The organism is Roseovarius sp. JB2-10 (genome assembly GCF_055693585.1).
The window spans coordinates 81,567-97,421 of record NZ_CM146337.1; the positions used below are offsets into that span (position 1 = coordinate 81,567).

15 protein-coding genes are annotated in these 15,855 nt (G+C 58.4%); 2 read left to right on the top strand and 13 right to left on the bottom strand.

What is annotated here, in order from left to right; all coding sequences use genetic code 11:
- Nucleotides 1-71: 71 nt before the first annotated feature.
- The 8 genes from ACZ1HJ_RS00385 to fabD form a co-directional block, all read right to left on the bottom strand.
- Nucleotides 72-3,089, bottom strand: coding sequence for an aminotransferase class III-fold pyridoxal phosphate-dependent enzyme (locus tag ACZ1HJ_RS00385; RefSeq protein WP_472720395.1), 3,018 nt, complete (start codon nt 3,087-3,089; stop codon nt 72-74).
- Between the two features lie 34 nt (nt 3,090-3,123).
- Nucleotides 3,124-4,278, bottom strand: coding sequence for an endolytic transglycosylase MltG (gene mltG, locus ACZ1HJ_RS00390; RefSeq protein ID WP_472720396.1), 1,155 nt, complete (start codon nt 4,276-4,278; stop codon nt 3,124-3,126).
- Nucleotides 4,278-5,537 (bottom strand): beta-ketoacyl-ACP synthase II, encoded by a 1,260-nt coding sequence (fabF, locus tag ACZ1HJ_RS00395; RefSeq protein WP_472720397.1) that lies wholly within the window; start codon nt 5,535-5,537, stop codon nt 4,278-4,280. The genes mltG and fabF overlap by 1 nt, the downstream gene beginning before the upstream one ends.
- Nucleotides 5,538-5,661: 124 nt before the next feature.
- Entirely contained in the window at nt 5,662-6,405 is a 744-nt protein-coding gene (locus ACZ1HJ_RS00400) for a 1-(5-phosphoribosyl)-5-[(5-phosphoribosylamino)methylideneamino] imidazole-4-carboxamide isomerase (protein WP_472720398.1), read from the bottom strand.
- Between the two features lie 156 nt (nt 6,406-6,561).
- A complete protein-coding gene (locus ACZ1HJ_RS00405) occupies nt 6,562-7,023 on the bottom strand; it encodes a DUF2059 domain-containing protein (protein ID WP_472720399.1) in 462 nt (153 codons plus the stop codon).
- A 178-nt stretch (nt 7,024-7,201) separates the two neighbouring features.
- A complete protein-coding gene (locus ACZ1HJ_RS00410; RefSeq protein WP_472720400.1) occupies nt 7,202-7,435 on the bottom strand; it encodes an acyl carrier protein in 234 nt (77 codons plus the stop codon).
- A 425-nt stretch (nt 7,436-7,860) separates the two neighbouring features.
- Complete coding sequence (gene fabG / locus ACZ1HJ_RS00415) at nt 7,861-8,598, bottom strand: 3-oxoacyl-[acyl-carrier-protein] reductase (protein WP_472720401.1); 738 nt, start codon at nt 8,596-8,598, stop codon at nt 7,861-7,863.
- 60 nt (nt 8,599-8,658) lie between these two features.
- A complete protein-coding gene (gene fabD, locus ACZ1HJ_RS00420) occupies nt 8,659-9,603 on the bottom strand; it encodes an ACP S-malonyltransferase (RefSeq protein WP_472720402.1) in 945 nt (314 codons plus the stop codon).
- A gap of 166 nt (nt 9,604-9,769) precedes the next feature.
- On the opposite strand from fabD, the gene ACZ1HJ_RS00425 reads away from it, so the two are divergent.
- A complete protein-coding gene (locus tag ACZ1HJ_RS00425) occupies nt 9,770-11,014 on the top strand; it encodes a cytochrome b/b6 domain-containing protein (protein ID WP_472720403.1) in 1,245 nt (414 codons plus the stop codon).
- Nucleotides 11,015-11,017: 3 nt separating this feature from the next.
- On the opposite strand, the gene ACZ1HJ_RS00430 is transcribed toward ACZ1HJ_RS00425, so the two are convergent.
- Both ACZ1HJ_RS00430 and ACZ1HJ_RS00435 read right to left on the bottom strand, forming a co-directional pair.
- Entirely contained in the window at nt 11,018-11,689 is a 672-nt protein-coding gene (locus tag ACZ1HJ_RS00430) for an SOS response-associated peptidase (RefSeq protein WP_472720404.1), read from the bottom strand.
- 4 nt (nt 11,690-11,693) lie between these two features.
- Complete coding sequence (locus ACZ1HJ_RS00435) at nt 11,694-12,887, bottom strand: class I SAM-dependent methyltransferase (protein WP_472720405.1); 1,194 nt, start codon at nt 12,885-12,887, stop codon at nt 11,694-11,696.
- Between the two features lie 111 nt (nt 12,888-12,998).
- On the opposite strand from ACZ1HJ_RS00435, the gene ACZ1HJ_RS00440 reads away from it, so the two are divergent.
- Nucleotides 12,999-13,553 (top strand): flavodoxin family protein, encoded by a 555-nt coding sequence (locus ACZ1HJ_RS00440; RefSeq protein ID WP_472720406.1) that lies wholly within the window; start codon nt 12,999-13,001, stop codon nt 13,551-13,553.
- Here the strand turns inward: ACZ1HJ_RS00440 and ACZ1HJ_RS00445 are convergent, their stop codons facing one another.
- From ACZ1HJ_RS00445 to ACZ1HJ_RS00455, 3 genes are read right to left on the bottom strand one after another with little or no spacing between them, the layout of a single operon-like run.
- On the bottom strand, nt 13,554-14,888 hold the full coding sequence (locus ACZ1HJ_RS00445; protein WP_472720407.1) for an MATE family efflux transporter: 1,335 nt from the start codon (nt 14,886-14,888) through the stop codon (nt 13,554-13,556).
- On the bottom strand, nt 14,881-15,390 hold the full coding sequence (locus ACZ1HJ_RS00450; protein ID WP_472722250.1) for a PaaI family thioesterase: 510 nt from the start codon (nt 15,388-15,390) through the stop codon (nt 14,881-14,883). The genes ACZ1HJ_RS00445 and ACZ1HJ_RS00450 overlap by 8 nt, the downstream gene beginning before the upstream one ends.
- Nucleotides 15,390-15,812 carry a PaaI family thioesterase gene (locus ACZ1HJ_RS00455; RefSeq protein ID WP_472720408.1) on the bottom strand — a complete coding sequence of 141 codons (423 nt, stop codon included), beginning with the start codon at nt 15,810-15,812 and terminating at the stop codon, nt 15,390-15,392. The genes ACZ1HJ_RS00450 and ACZ1HJ_RS00455 overlap by 1 nt, the downstream gene beginning before the upstream one ends.
- Nucleotides 15,813-15,855 lie beyond the last annotated feature (43 nt).

Here is a 15,855-nt window from a genome sequence, read left to right on the forward strand (position 1 = left end):
TGTTCCGCGGGATTGGAAAGTCCACGGGTGCACCATCAGGCCCCGGTCTTGCGAGGCGTATTGACGCAATTTCAGGCCAGTTGATACCAGATCGTCGCTTCGTGCAAAGCACCGCGCAAAACATGCAGGAGCATGTCACAAGCCTCGGCGTCAAAGGTAAGCGGTGGTCGGATTTTCAACACGCTGTCATGTGGCCCGTCACGACCGATCAACACACGTTCATCACGCATCCGGTTGACCACATAGCGCGCCAGATCCGTGCCGTGTTCCCGCGTTTGCGGATCACGAACCAGCTCCACCCCCACAAAAAACCCCATGCCGCGCACATCGCCGATGATCGGAAAATCACCCTGCAAGTCCCGCAGACCGTCGAGGAGAACAGCACCGACTTGGCGGGCATTTTCCATCAAGCCTTCCTCGTCAACGACGTCCAAGACCTCCTTGCCAATCCGGCAGGACAGGGTTGAACCACCAAAGGTCGAGAAAAATTCCGGGCCTTGGGCAAAACTGTCGGCGATGGCGGGGGTTGTCACAACAGCCGCCAGCGGGTGACCATTGCCCAACGGCTTGCCCAGGACCACGATGTCGGGCACCACCTCTTGCTGTTCAAACCCAAAGTAATGCGTACCAAGCCGCCCCAGCCCGGTTTGCACCTCGTCTGCGATACACAACCCGCCTGCCGCGCGAATACGGGTGTAAACCCCCTGCAGATATCCTTCCGGTGGGATGATCTGCCCACCGACACTGGGGAATGTTTCGGCGATGAATCCGGCCAGTTTCCCGCTCTGCGCCGCGATGGCATCAATCGCGTCATCAACACCGCGGGCAAATTTTTCAGCGCGGTCCGGATCATCGCGGGTGAAAGCACCCTGGTAGTCATCCGCCACATCCACCAGATGCACCCAATCCGACTGTCCGACACCACCGGGGGCGTTGAACTTATAAGCCGAGATGTCGATCGCGCCGGTGGTGTTACCGTGATATCCGTGATCCGGTGTCACGATGTCCTTGCCGCCCGTATGGGCGCGGGTCAGGCGCAAGGCCAGTTCATTAGCTTCGGAGCCGGAATTGACGAAATAGCACACCGTCAGCCCAGACGGCATTTTCGACACGATTTTTTCGGCAAATTCGGTCTGAGCCGGATGAAGATAGCGGGTGTTTGAATTCATCCTCTGAAGCTGGTCGGCGGCCACGGCCTGAATGCGCGGGTGGGCATGGCCGACATGCGGCACGTTATTGTACCCATCCAGATAAGGCCGTCCCCAAACGTCAAAAAGGTGGTGTTTCCAGCCCCGCACCAGCATCACCGGTCGGGTATAGCTTGGCATAACATTGGGGCCAAAATGCAGTTGGCGCTTTTCCAGAACGGCTTCAGGTTCCGTCGGCCGATAGCGGGTTTTATCATCGGTAAGGTTCAACAACGCCGCCGGGTTTGGACAGAGCCCCGTCCAAAGCGGCAATTGATCGGGATCCGCCACACCGGGTAAACCATCATCGTGACCTTCCAAGCTCATTGCCAACTGGAAATGGACATGCGGGCTCCATTTTCCATTCTCTTCGGGTGGGCCCAGCTCGGCGAATTCAGCCCCTTTTTCAATCACTTGGCCAACAGAAAGGCGCGCAACCGACGCTTTTGAGAGATGTCCGTAAATCGTGTAGAAACCATCGCCATCCGGCGTTTCATGGTGCAATATCACCACCCCGCCATAGTCAAGATTGGCCTCACGGTAGAGGGAAAACACGACCCTGCCCGCCAATGGCGCAAAAAGCGGCGTTCGGGCTTTGGCAAAGACGTCAACGGCCAGATGAACCGTGCGCCGGTCACTGGCCTTCCATGGCCCAAGTCGAAAAAAGCTTTCAGTATAGATCAGACGCGGCTCGCGATAGTACCCCAGCCAGACAGGCGCCGTGTCGTGATAAGACGCCCCTGCCGACGCCGCCTCAGACGCGGTGATATGAAAGGGGTTCTGCGGCGTCGTGCTTTCTTCGACCGACAGGGACCCCATGGGTACATCCGCCAAATCCTGCCCGATGAGCGGGGCAAATTGCCCGCGTTCCCCATCCAGCCAGGCCATGACCCGGGGCGCCGCATCCGTGACCGGCAAACCGCAGGCTGCCCTGAGCATCGGGCCAATTGTTCCGGCATTGATCCCGTTGTTTTCCAAAAACTGCCAGGCAGGCGCTTGCGATATCAGCGTGTATCGATCATCGGGGCATTCAAGGGACATCATCGTCGAATTCACCACGCTGACCGCAAGGCGCATCCGCAGCAGCAGCCAGATCATATCGACTTCGGCGGCAGATAGCGGCGAGGCGTTATGATACCCGGCAACCAGTGCGCACAGCATCGCTTCGGGTGCGTCGTGATCCAACACGGTATAGGCCGCCGCGATTGCCAAATCACATATTCTGGGCGCGGCGCACAGATCCCCGAAATCAATTAAACCCGATACGCGCGGCGCGTCCTTAAGGCCACCGGTGACCAAAATATTGTGGTCATTGACGTCGTTATGCAGTGCCATCTGCGGCAGGTCCATCAATGCGGGCTTTAGCGCGGAAAACCCTGCAATGATTTCATCCAGAATTTCCCTACGGACCGGGTTGCTGACAACATCCGTGTGGCCCGCGATCCAATCTGCCTGCGCAAGGTTCCATTTGAACGGCCGGTCCAGCAACGGATGCGTAAAACCCTCAAGCGCGCAATTTATGCCCGCAAGATGCTGGCCTAACTGCCTGGCCATGTCGGGAATATGTGGCCGAAATTCGCGGTATGGGATCCCCGGGAGCCGGTTGAGCAACCAGACCACACGGTCCTCTCCCTGCTCATCCCGGGCTGTGGCAAAAAGCGCGCCATCCTTGGCGGGCACCACTATCGGCACAGGCACATCATCCGACGCGGCGTTGATCCGGGCCATCGCCTGGCATTGCATATCGACAAAATCCGCTGCGCATCCAGCACGCATCACTTTGAGGACATAACCCGGCGATCCGTGGACAAGGAAATTCAGGTCATATTCACCATCAAGCGGGCTGATTTTTTCGTCGATACCCCAGAGATCGAACAGACAGTTTTGCCAATGCGCTGTCATGATAAACGGCCCGCGAAATCCACATTAAACTCACTTACTCCGAAGCACGTTCTGCCTCGATCTTGCGCCACTCTGCGACGTTTTTATTGTGTTCTTCCAAGGTTTTGGCAAAAGCGTGCCCGCCTGTACCATCCGCCACAAAGAAGATGAAATCAGTGGTGTCAGGGTCAACCGCAGCCTCAAGGCTGGCTTTGCCCGGGTTGGCGATGGGTGTGGGCGGCAAGCCATCAATGACATACGTGTTCCAATCGGTCCTGCCGCGCAATTCGCTTTGCCGCAATCCGCGTCCCAAAACGCCCTGACCCTTGGTGATGCCATAAATCACGGTTGGGTCTGTTTGCAGTTTCATGCCCTGTCGCAGACGGTTGGTAAACACGCTCGCCACCTGACGGCGTTCATCCGCAACAGCTGTTTCTTTTTCGATAATGGACGCCAAAATGAGCGCTTCATAAGGATCATTGAGCGGTATGCCTTCCGCGCGGTTGTCCCAGGCTTCCGCCAGCAGCCGGTCTTGCGCATCGCGCATCCGCGCCACAACGCTTTCCAAAGTGTCACCGTCACTGACTTCGTAGCTGTCGGGGGCCAGACTGCCCTCCGGCGGCAAGTCACTGACCTCGCCCTCCAGCACGTCCAGCTGACCCAAGGCATTTACGATCTGCCAACTGGTCACGCCCTCGGCAATCGCAATGCGATAACGGGTATCGCTCTCATCGCGTACTTTTTCGTAAATCTCAGGGCGCGCTTCGTCCTCCAGGTTAAACGACGCGCGTTCCACATATTGGTCCGTTCCAGGATCAAGCTCTCGGACCTGCGCCTGCGCCTGCGTCACACCAATCCTGTAGACAACTTCGGTGCCACAACTGCTGGCACCACCACGTGTCACAATATCAACGATCTCCTGCATGCTGGCGCCTTCAGGGATCAGCCAACTACCAGCCTTCAACTTGCTGTTTTTGCCGGAATATTCCGAACCAACGCGGTAGATTGATCCGTTTGTCACGGCACCAATTTCTTCGAGCTGCTGCGACACACTGCGCATGTTCGAACCCGGCTTGACCCGCAAACAAACGCGATCCTCAAGCGGGCCTTGCGCTGTGTACTCGCCCTGACCCCAGAGGATCACGCCGCCCAGCAAGAAGGCCAGAACCACCAGAAACGTCAGGGCATTTGACGCGATATGTCGCCACATTAACGCAGTTTCCCGAAACAAACCGATGCATTTGTACCGCCAAAGCCAAAGCTGTTGGACAGCGCGACATTGATTTCGCGCTCCCTTTTGGCATTCGGCGCCAGATCCAGCGGCGTTTCCACCGCAGGGTTATCCAGATTGATAGTTGGCGGCGCGACCTGATCGCGAATGGCAAGGATCGAAAAGATTGCTTCAATCGCGCCGGCTGCCCCCAAAAGGTGCCCCGTGGCCGATTTGGTCGAGCTCATTGTGGCTGACCCTGCCGCGTCACCCAACAGCCGTTCAACCGCCTTCAACTCAATCGTATCAGCCATTGTGCTGGTACCGTGCGCGTTGATGTAATCAACATCCGCCGGTTCAACACCCGCATGTCCCAAGGCCGCCACCATCGCGCGATAGCCCCCATCGCCGTCTTCCGAGGGCGCCGTGATGTGGTAGGCATCTCCCGACAATCCATACCCCAGAACTTCGGCGTAAATCTTGGCCCCGCGCGCAACCGCATGGTCATAGTCTTCCAACACGACAATGCCCGCACCTTCGCCCATGACGAACCCGTCACGGTCCTCATCATAAGGGCGGCTGGCAGCCTTCGGATCATCCGCCCGCTTGGTGCTGAGCGCCTTGCAGGCATTGAAACCCGCAATCCCGATTTCGCAAATCGCGGCCTCGGCCCCACCGGCGATCATGACATCCGCATCGCCAAACATAATCAACCGCGCGGCGTCACCAATGGCGTGTGCGCCTGTGGAACAGGCCGTCACAACCGAATGGTTGGGGCCCTTGAAACCATAGCGGATACCCACCTGACCGCTGATCAGGTTGATCAATGCGCCGGGGATAAAAAACGGCGATACGCGGCGCACACCCTTGTCGCGAATGATCAGCGTGGTTTCCTCGATCGACCGAAGCCCACCGATGCCGGAGCCGATCATCACACCCGTGCGCAGGCGGCTTTCTTCATCCTCAGGCATCCACCCCGCATCCTCGACCGCCTGCTGCGCGGCGGCAATTCCGTAGAGGATGAAGTCATCGACTTTACGGCGCTCCTTGGGCAGCATGTAACTGTCGGAATGAAACGTGCCATCGGCACCATCCCCCAGAGGCACTTCGCACGCATAGGTGGTTGCCACATTCGAGGCGTCAAAACGGGTAATCGGACCCGCTCCGGATTGGCCGTCCAACAAACGGCTCCAGCTTTCCTCGACCCCATCCGCCAATGGAGTTACCAGCCCGAGGCCGGTGACAACGACACGCCGCATGATGCTGCCCTTTCACATATTCCTAATGGATGCTCATACCCTGCCTTGCACCCGAGGGGCAAGACCGTGCCGCCGCAGAAACCGGATGGCTTTTGCCAATCCGATTTCCGCGCAGTGATCGGGATTACTGGAAGGCTGCGGTAGGCTCGGGCTGCGGCTGTGCAACGTTGAGCGCTTCGGCCAGATCAACATCTTTGGCCAGCAGCGCTTTGCCGATCAGCGTGCCTGAGATGTTCGAGACATATTTCAAACGGGCCACGTCATCGACGCTGCGGACGGTTCCGCGCGCGATCACCGGATGGCGGGTTATTGCCGCCAGACCTGAAATCACACCAATTCTACCGTCCTGATCGGCGATATCCGCGTCAATATCTGTCACGATGATGCCCGCCAGAGGCGTGGTATCAAACGCGGCCAGAAACGATTCCGGTTCGAAAGCGCTGTACTTGCGCCAACCTTCGGTCATCACATGACCCTGGAAGATATCAATCGCCAGAACGATCTGATCCGGGTGAAGCTTGGCCAGTTCCTTGACCAGTTCCGGGTCATGCGCGGCCATCGTGCCAATCACGATCCGTCCGGCACCCATTTCAATCCAATGCTCAACCCGTTCACGCGACCGAAATCCACCGCCCAGTTGCACCGGAATACGCGCGGCGCGGATAATGTCTTCGATCAACGCATTGTTGTTCCCATCGCCGTTAAGCGCGTTCATGTCTGTGACATGCATCCACTCGGCCCCGGCCTCGGCAAAACCATGCGCCGTCTCAACCGGATCGATATGCCAGATATATGGCTCTTCCAAACGCCCCCGGGTCAGGGACACACATTTACCATTCAAAATTTCCAATGTGGGATAGATGATCATAGTCGTGATCCTCAAATGTGATCTACCTGACATTGTGCCAGGACAAGACAGCTATGCAGTCTAAACCCGAATCCCGATATCACCAAATCGGCATGATACAGCCCGTTCGCGCCCTGATTGCGCGCCACGGGGATGCAGACGCTGTGCGCCATACAGTCAGTTTTGCAAGATCTCCGCAATTTTCGGGCCGAGCTCGACCTGCATAGCCTGCATGTTCGGCCCAAGCTCTGCCATCACATCTTGCATGAACGGCGTCATTTTCTGCATCACCGCTGCCCCATGTTCCGAGGAATAGAAATCAATCAGGGCCTGCAATTCATCCGCAGAAAAAGTATCTGCACTTTTTGAAACCATCACTTCCTCAAGCTTTGGGCGCAATTCGTTCATCGCTTCAGACATGACCACGCCGATCTCGTTCTTCTGTGCGTCACTCAGGGTAAAATTCGCAGGCAAACTTGCCTCAATCTGGTTTCCCATCGCCTTGGGGGAAAACATTTCCGTAATCATCGCCTGAACTTCGGGCAAGTTGGCGTATTGCATGGCAAGCTCCGACGTATCTTGCGCCAAAACCGTTGTCGACAAACTGGAAAAAGCCAGGGCCAGAATGGTATTTTTCATGAAAAATCCTCCAAACTCTATGCTCTTTTCAAGCCTAGCAGCAGTTCACCTTTGGTCAAACAGCGATCCGGTTCAAACCATGCGCAGCCCAAGCGCCGTATGACATGCTTGCAATTTGGAGCGCACACGAAAAAGGCCCCGCCGATCCGGCAGGGCCTCTTACGAAACAGTATGTGGCTTACGCGGCTTCGGAAATGAACTTTACCGCGTCACCGAATGTTTGGATGTTTTCAGCTGCATCGTCCGGAATTTCGATGCCAAATTCTTCTTCGAAGGCCATGACCAACTCAACCGTGTCCAGGCTGTCTGCGCCCAGATCGTCAATAAACGACGCGTTTTCACTCACCTTGTCTTCTTCAACACCCAAGTGCTCAACAACGATCTTTTTTACGCGGTCTGCGGTATCGCTCATGTCATAATCCTCATAGTCTGATGGGCGCTATCGCCCGTTTTCTGCCCCGCCCCTATTGGGCTGTGGCCTTGATCTTTATGCCCGCTCGGGCGGCTTCGTCGCCCATTTTGGGCCGCCATAGGACATGTCGCAACACACCCAAGGCCAATCTGCGCCGCCTATAGCACATGGCGCGCCTTAGGCAAATGTTTTCCCAAAGTGGGTGATCACACAGCGAATGCAAGGGGGATAGCAGGCCCAAAACACCAAGTGCGATATGCTAATACACTGTATTTCCAGCAGTATTCGAATTCAAAATAATCCGGGAAATTGGGCAATACACCCCTGCCCCTCTTTGGATCAACCCGCGCAATCAGTCCGATTTTGCATATTTGCGCACCAAATCGGCGCGGTTTGATTCCCCGAATGCCCCGCTTCTACGTTACCTAGAGCATCGCCATGCCACCATTCACATGCAACGTAGCGCCCGTGACATACCCCGCCTCAGGGCTGGCCAGATACAAAACCGCGGCTGCGATCTCGTCGGCGGTGCCCATACGCGCGGCCGGGATTTGCGCGTTTATTTTGCCCTTTTGATCATCGGTCAGCGCCTCAGTCATTGCCGTGGCAATGAACCCCGGAGCAACCGCATTGGCAGTAATATTGCGGCTGGCTACCTCTGCGGCGATGGATTTGGTCATCCCTACCATGCCCGCCTTGGACGCGGCATAATTGACCTGACCTGGGTTGCCGGTTGCGCCAACAATCGAACTGATGTTGATGATACGCCCCCACCGCGCTTTCATCATCGGACGCATCACACCGCGACACAGGCGCATTGTGGCCGTGAGATTGACGTCGATGACGCTTTGCCACTCCTCATCCGACATGCGCATGAAAATCTGATCGCGGGTGATCCCGGCATTGTTGACCAGAACATCAACCGCGCCCATCGCCTCGATTGCTTGTTTGGGCAGGGCGTCCACCGCCTCGGCATCGCTCAGATTGCACGGCAATACATGCGTCCGATCCCCAAGTTCTGCCGCCAGTGCCTCAAGCGGTTCCACGCGCGTCCCGCTGAGCGCCACGGTGGCACCCGCCGCATGCAACGCCTGTGAGATCGCACCGCCTATGCCGCCCGATGCACCTGTTACAAGCGCGGATTTTCCTGTCAGATCAAACATTTAAACTGCTCCTTTATCGAAATATTCATGCCACGCAGCGGCCACGGCAATCCACCAGCATCACCCGTTGTGATAGGCCTCAGCGGCTGCTTTGACATCATCCGCCGTGCCCACGGCCCGGCACGCAATGTCCCGGTTGATCCGGCGCACCATGCCCGACAAGGCTTTGCCGGCCCCAATCTCCCAAATCTCATCGACACCTTGCGCGTCCATGAACATCACCGACTCTCGCCATCGCACCGAGCCCGTCACCTGTTGGACAAGCAGCGACCGCAAAACACCCGGATCGCTTATCTGCTCAGCGACCACATTGGCAACGACCGGCACGGCAGGCCGATTGATCTCAACACCCTCCAATGCCTCGGCCATTACCTGCGCGGCAGGCTCCATCAACGCGCAGTGAAAAGGCGCGCTGACTGGTAACAACATGGCGCGTTTTGCACCGCGCTCCTTGGCCAGATCGACCGCACGTTCAACCGCTGCCTTGTGGCCGGAGACGACCACCTGACCGGGATCGTTGTCATTGGCCGCCTGACATACGTCGCCACCGGCGGCCTCCTCCGCGACACCCCGTGCCGCCTCAAAATCCAGCCCAAGCAATGCGGCCATCGCCCCGACGCCCACCGGCACCGCCTCTTGCATGGCAACGCCGCGTGTCCGCAACAGCCGTGCCGTATCGGCGACGCTCAATGCCCCGGCCGCGGCCAATGCCGAATATTCACCCAAGGAATGCCCGGCCACACAGGACGCCGCGTCAATGCTGATGCCTTCAACCTCAAGCGCCCGCATCGCCGCAAGCGACGTAGCCATCAAAGCAGGCTGCGCGTTTTGCGTCAGCGTCAAAGTCTCCTGATCGCCCTCCCAAATCAACGCGGACAGCTTTTCATCCAGCGCATCATCGACCTCATCAAACACGGCCTGAGCCGCCGGATAGGCATCGGCCAGCGCTTTGCCCATGCCGATGGTCTGCGCACCTTGTCCCGGGAATACGAATGCTCTGCTCATGTGTTGTGCCTCCCACACTCTTTTTCTTCGGATACCGCGCTTGTCGCGCATAGGCAACGCCCTAGCCTCACCCTGTGGATTTGCGCGCGACCATTGTGCACCGATAGAGATTGCCCCTTTTTTGATATCCCTTACGTTCTAACATACCCAATCAGGACCCAGACCTATGCCACTCAGCAATTCGCAAAATTCCTATGGCGCCGTGACCAAATCGTTCCACTGGCTGACGGCTCTGCTGATCTTGTCCGTGATCCCGTTGGGCATTGTCGCCAACAACCTGGCCTATGGGTTGAAAGACCCAAACATTACCCCTGACGAGGCGACTATTGCCCTGACCGCCACGCTGTTTTCTTTGCACAAAACCATAGGCGTGACGATTTTCTTCGTGGCGCTCGCGCGCATCTTCTGGGCCTTGTCGCAACGCAAACCGGGTCTTCTGAACGGAGATAACAGTCTGGAAGCATGGCTGGCCGAAACAGTGCATTGGTTGCTCTACGGCTCATTGGTCGCTGTGCCGCTCAGCGGGTGGATACACCATGCCGCCACAACCGGTTTTGCCCCGATCTGGTGGCCATTCGGTCAAACACTGCCCTTCGTACCCAAAGACGCAGCCCTGGCTGAGCTGACCGCCACCCTGCACTACATTTTGCAATGGGTGCTTGTAGGTGCTGTCGGGTTGCATATCATCGGTGCACTCAAGCATCACGTTGTTGATGGCGACGCCACATTGCGCCGGATGTTGCCAGGCGGCACCTCCGGGGAGCCGACGGAAAAGCAACCAAACCACGTCCTCCCTTTCGTGACGGCAGTCGCCATTTGGGCGGGCGCTTTGGGTGGAGCATCCGCCCTCGGATGGTTCTCGCACGCTGCACATAACACCACGCCAGCGGTTGCAACCGCTGCTGCACCGGCTGCCGAAGCCTCCGATGGCGCATGGCAAGTGCAAGAGGGTGTTCTGAACATCTCCGTACGTCAGTTTGGGTCGGACGTGGTGGGCAGCTTTGCCGATTGGACCGCCGATATTGTCTATGATGAAACGCCCGATGACGCCGGCGTTCATGGGAGTGTTGACGTCACCATCACCACGGGGTCACTGAGCCTGGGTTCGGTCTCAAGCCAGGCCATGGGGGCAGGATATCTCGAAACGTCCACATATCCGAACGCCGTTTTTGCTGCGCAAATTGTAAACCGTGACAGGGACTATATTGCCGTAGGAACGCTCACCATCCGCGACACTTCTCTGCCGGTCGAAATGCCGTTTGAGCTGACAATCGAAGGCGACGTCGCCACAGCCAAAGGCGGGCTCAGCGTGGATCGCAGAGATTTCGACATCGCGATTGACACAAAGGACGAAGGAACTTTGGGTTTTGCCGTGGGCATCACGTTTGAATTGACCGCCAAACGCCCCTGACCTTTACGCATCGTCCTCCCAAGGCTCGATCAGTTCCGGCCCGCTGGCCCGGTTTGAATTCACCTGGGGATCAACGCGCCAATAGTGGAGCGCCTCCTCCGCAGCCGCCGTCATCAGCGGGGCAGCGCCTTTGCCCTCTTCACCCAGCCAAAGCGCCCAGTCCTTGGGCTCAAGCACCACAGGCATCCGGTGATGGATCGCCGACATGGCCCGGTTTGCCCCGGTGGTCACGATCGCGCATGTATTGAGCGGCGTGTCACCCTTGTCCCAACGTTGCCAGACACCTGCAAATGCCAGGGGCGTTCCATCCGAACGGGCAATGTACCACGGCAGACGCTTGCCCTCAGTGTCCTTTGTCCATTCGTAAAACCCCGTCGCCGGGATCAGGCACCGCCGTTCACGGCAGGCGGCACGAAACGCGGGTTTTTCGGCAATTGTCTCGGACCGGGCATTGATCAGGAGCGGCCCATCGGTGGGTGATTTGTACCAATGGGGCAAAAACCCCCACCGCATCGCACCCAATACACGCCCCTCTTCTCCTGATGTGATCACGTGCACCGCGTTGGTCGGACAGACGTTGAAATTGGGCACATCTGGTACGTCATTTGCGGGGCGCGCCGCGAATAATTGCGCCATCGCATCCGGGGGCAGCGTTATGGCAAATCGACCGCACATCGCGTCAACGCAGAATGCCGGAGTAAAGCAGCATGCCCCAGCTGGCCAATTCGGCTTCAACCGAGGCCCAAGTCGCACCCATGCTGATCGGGTCGGTCTTGGTGGCCGCAGCAATTTCCGTCAGATTGCGGCGCCCATCGACGGCCGCAATCAAGGGGGCTGCGGCTTTTGGCAGTTTCAGATGCGCGGTTACACCGGCAAAGCTCAGCTTGGGCGCTTGGCCTTTTGCCACAGCCTGCGCTAGCGCACGTGCTTGGACCCCCTTGATGTGGGGCACCAAGGTACGGTTTTTGCCGCTGGCGGCATGGCGCATTTCATCCGCAGGCACAGCATAGCCGACATGGGTCTTGATCGTGCCGCGCAGTTTCTCTGCCACGGCCATGGCCTGCACTGCGTCCAGATGCGCAGGCACCGGGGCGACGCGCGCCAAATCGTAAAGCGCGGGCATGGTGAACCCGCTCAGCGTCCAACCGGCCTCACGCATTGTCCCAAGCAGTTGCGGCACATCGAATGCGCGATCCTGGCTGTGCAGCAAAAGATCGTAAAATCCCGCATCGCTGTCGTAGTGATCACCCAGATTGGGATTGCCCTTGAAAGGATGACCCGAAGGCAGAGCCTCGACGATCTTACGCGCGGCCTTCAGGCGCTCCTTGGGCGACATCCCATCGTAAAGCATGCCAAACGCCTCTTGCAGCGGGTACACCCCGGCACGGCCGTAGGGCGCATAGACCATGAACCCCAAGCCACCTCCCGGTGCCAACGCGCGGCGCAACGCTTGGAAGCCCGCCGTTGGATCCGGCAAATGATGCAACACGCCGCAACAATCAATGTAGTCAAACGCGCCCAGCTCGGGCGCATCCATCAGACTACCAGTGACAAAAGTAATCCCGGTCAGTTTGCGGGCCTTGGCCCGGGCCTCGGCAATCTTGCGCGACGCCCGGGACAGATCGACATAGGTGATCTCAAATGGCTTGCCCGCCTGCGTCAACATCTGCGCCAACTGGATCAACCCATCGCCCGTTCCACCGCCGGCCACCAACACGCGCAAAGGCGCAGACCAGTCGCGCTGTCCCGCAAAGAGAAAATGATCAATTTCGAGTGGATGCGAAGGCGATCCGCTGATCAGACGCTTGGCCTCATCCTTGGGATCACGCTCGGGGTACGGGTAGGCCTCGTACTGATCCTTGACCTTGTTCATTTGCGCCTCGTGCCTGTGATTTGCGCGCAAGATAGGCCGCAACGCAATGCAATTGCAAAACCCAAAAGGCGACCCTTGCCATTCGGCGCGTCCTGCGTCAGCGTCCTGCGTATGACCGATCCCTCACCGCGCATTGCAATTCCCTATTTCTCCGGTAACGGCCATACCCGCCGTCTGGCAACGGCGATCGCGTCGGGGGCGCCCTCTGCCCGGCTGATTGATGTCGAGACGATCACGCCGGATGGCTGGGCCGCCCTTGATGCCGCCGAAGCCATTATCTTTGGCACACCCACCTACATGGGATCAGCGGCAGCGCGATTTGACGGTTTTTTGGAGGACGCGGCGGACCGGTGGGTCGATCAGGGATGGGGCAGCAAAATCGCGGGCGGATTTACCGTTGGCACCTATCCATCCGGTGACAAGCTGAGCACGTTGATACGATTGGCGGTCTATGCCGCGCAGATGGGCATGATCTGGGTTGGCCCCGTCGAAATAGGCGCGCCCGTTGACCCGAGCAAACCGGGCATCAACCGTGACGGCAGCAACCTGGGCCTGACCGCGACCTCTTCGAGCGACAAGGCACAATTGATCGAGCCAGGGGATCGCGAAACGGCACGTCTTTTCGGGATGCGCATCGCGCAAGCAACGCTGCGATGGCGCGTTTAGTTATGTGCGTTCAACGGCGGCTTCCAACGCCGGATATCGCACCGCCAGTGTTGCACCGCGCGCCACAAAACTGATCAGCAAGGCCAACCAGAGCCCGTGATTGCCCACCAGAGGCACCAGCGCCGCAGCCGATGCAATGTAAATCAGCATGCTGATCGCCATCATGTTGCGCATGTCGCGGGTGCGCGTCGCGCCAATGAAAATCCCGTCAAACATCCAGGCGGCCAGCCCCAGCAATGGCGCCAGCACCATGTAGATCAGGTATATCCGGGCTTCTGATTGCACATCCGGTGATTTGGCCATCAAATCCACGATAGCCGCGCCAAAAAATGCAAACGCACCCGCCAGCAACAGGACGGTAATCAGGCCCCACTGGCTTGTCATGATGGCGCTGCGCCGCAGAACGGCCCGGTTGCGCGCGCCCATGGCCTGCCCCACCAATGCCTCCGCCGCAAAGGCAAACCCGTCCAGCGCATAGGCTGTGATGTGCAGAAATTGCAGCAGGACCTGATTGGCCGCCAGCGTGACATCGCCAAAATCCGCGCCCAGAAACAGGAACGAGATGAAGATGATCTGCAGCATCAGCGACCGTAGAAAAATGTCTGAGTTGACCGCGAAGATCAGGCGCAGACGGTCCTTGTCGAACACCCGCGGCCAATCGCGCCAGGCCGGGACACGAAACACATCCCGACAGAGCCACAGTCCCAATATCAATCCGGCCCATTCGGCAATGAATGTCGCCCAGGCCACACCTGCAACACCCCAATCGAGGCCGAGCACGAACCACAGATCCAGACCGATGTTTAGCCCGTTCATTAAAAGCTGGATGGCCAGAACGGCGCGGGTGCGTTCCAGTGCAATAAGCCAGCCGGTGATGCCATACATCGCGATGATCGCGGGCGCACTGTAGACGCGGATGCCCATGTATTCGCGCGCCAGTGCTTCCACTTCGGCACTCGCCGGAGAAACCTGAAATGCGCCTAAAAATATTGGCACCTGCAACGCAATGATCGCCGCCCCACCGGCCAGTCCGATCATCAGTGCACGGGTCAGCATGGCCGCCACTTCACCCGGTTTGCCGGCACCCTTGGCCTGGCTGGTCAATCCGGTGGTGCCCATGCGCAAGAATCCGAACATCCAGTAGATGCCCGTCAGGATGATAGCGCCAATGCCGACCGCGCCGATTGGGACGGCCTCGCCCAATTGGCCCACGACGCCGGTATCCACGGCCCCCAATATGGGCACGGTGGCATTGGCCAACACAATGGGGATGGCGATGTTCAGAACCCTGCGATGGGACAAGGTGGCAGATGTGCCAGCCGTCTGGTCAGCCATTGCGTTTTGGCATCACGAAATGGCCCGTGGCCTGCGCAAAGGCGCGGGTGCGGTTGTCCTGCCACCCTTCAACATGCACGCTGGCATAACGGCGGCCAGAGCGATTGACGCGGGCGCGCGCATAGGCGTCGCGGGGCAGACCCGACCGCAGATAATCGACCGTGAACCCGACGGTTTTTGGCAACCGGGGCATCTGGCCACTGACAAGCTCTTCGGCATCAAACGCACCACTTTCGATATCTTCCCAGAGCATCGACCAGCTCAGGCCAATGATGGCCGTGACCTCCAGAAACGCCGCCGTGGCCCCGCCATGCAGCGCGGGCAGGATCGGGTTGCCGATGAGCTTTTCGTCAAACGGCAACACGGCCGTCAGCTCATCTCCGCGCCGTTCAAACTGAATGCCCAGAAACCGGATATAAGGCACGCCATCAACCAGCGCGTTCAGCGCCGCATCACGGCGTTGTTTGACCACCTGAACCGGTTCTGGCTTGGGTCGGGCCATCATTTGCCCTCCACGCTGAATGTGCCGGTGGCGGTGGCGACAGGCAGGCTGTCATCATGATCCATCGCACGGGCACGCACAAAAGCAACCGAGCGCGTGATGTGATAGCATTCGGCCTGCGCGGTGATCATCTGACCTGGCTTGGCAGGGCGCATATAGTCGATCCGCAAATCGATGGTGGCCGTACTGCCACGGTTTTTGGGATGGCTCAGCGCCGCGGCACCACAACAGGTATCCATCAGCGCAGATACCGCGCCGCCGTGGATCACGCCCGTTTCCGGATCGCCCACAAACCGTTCGTCATAATCCATGGTGAATTCAGCCGTTCCTTCGCCGATATCGGTCAGCTTCATGCCTAGCGCGCGCGCATGGGGCAGCGCTTCCATGAACTGTTGTGCCAGTTTCGTCTTGTCCGCGCTCATCCGGGGGTCCTTTCGAATTCACTCCTTTATGATCTGGAAATTG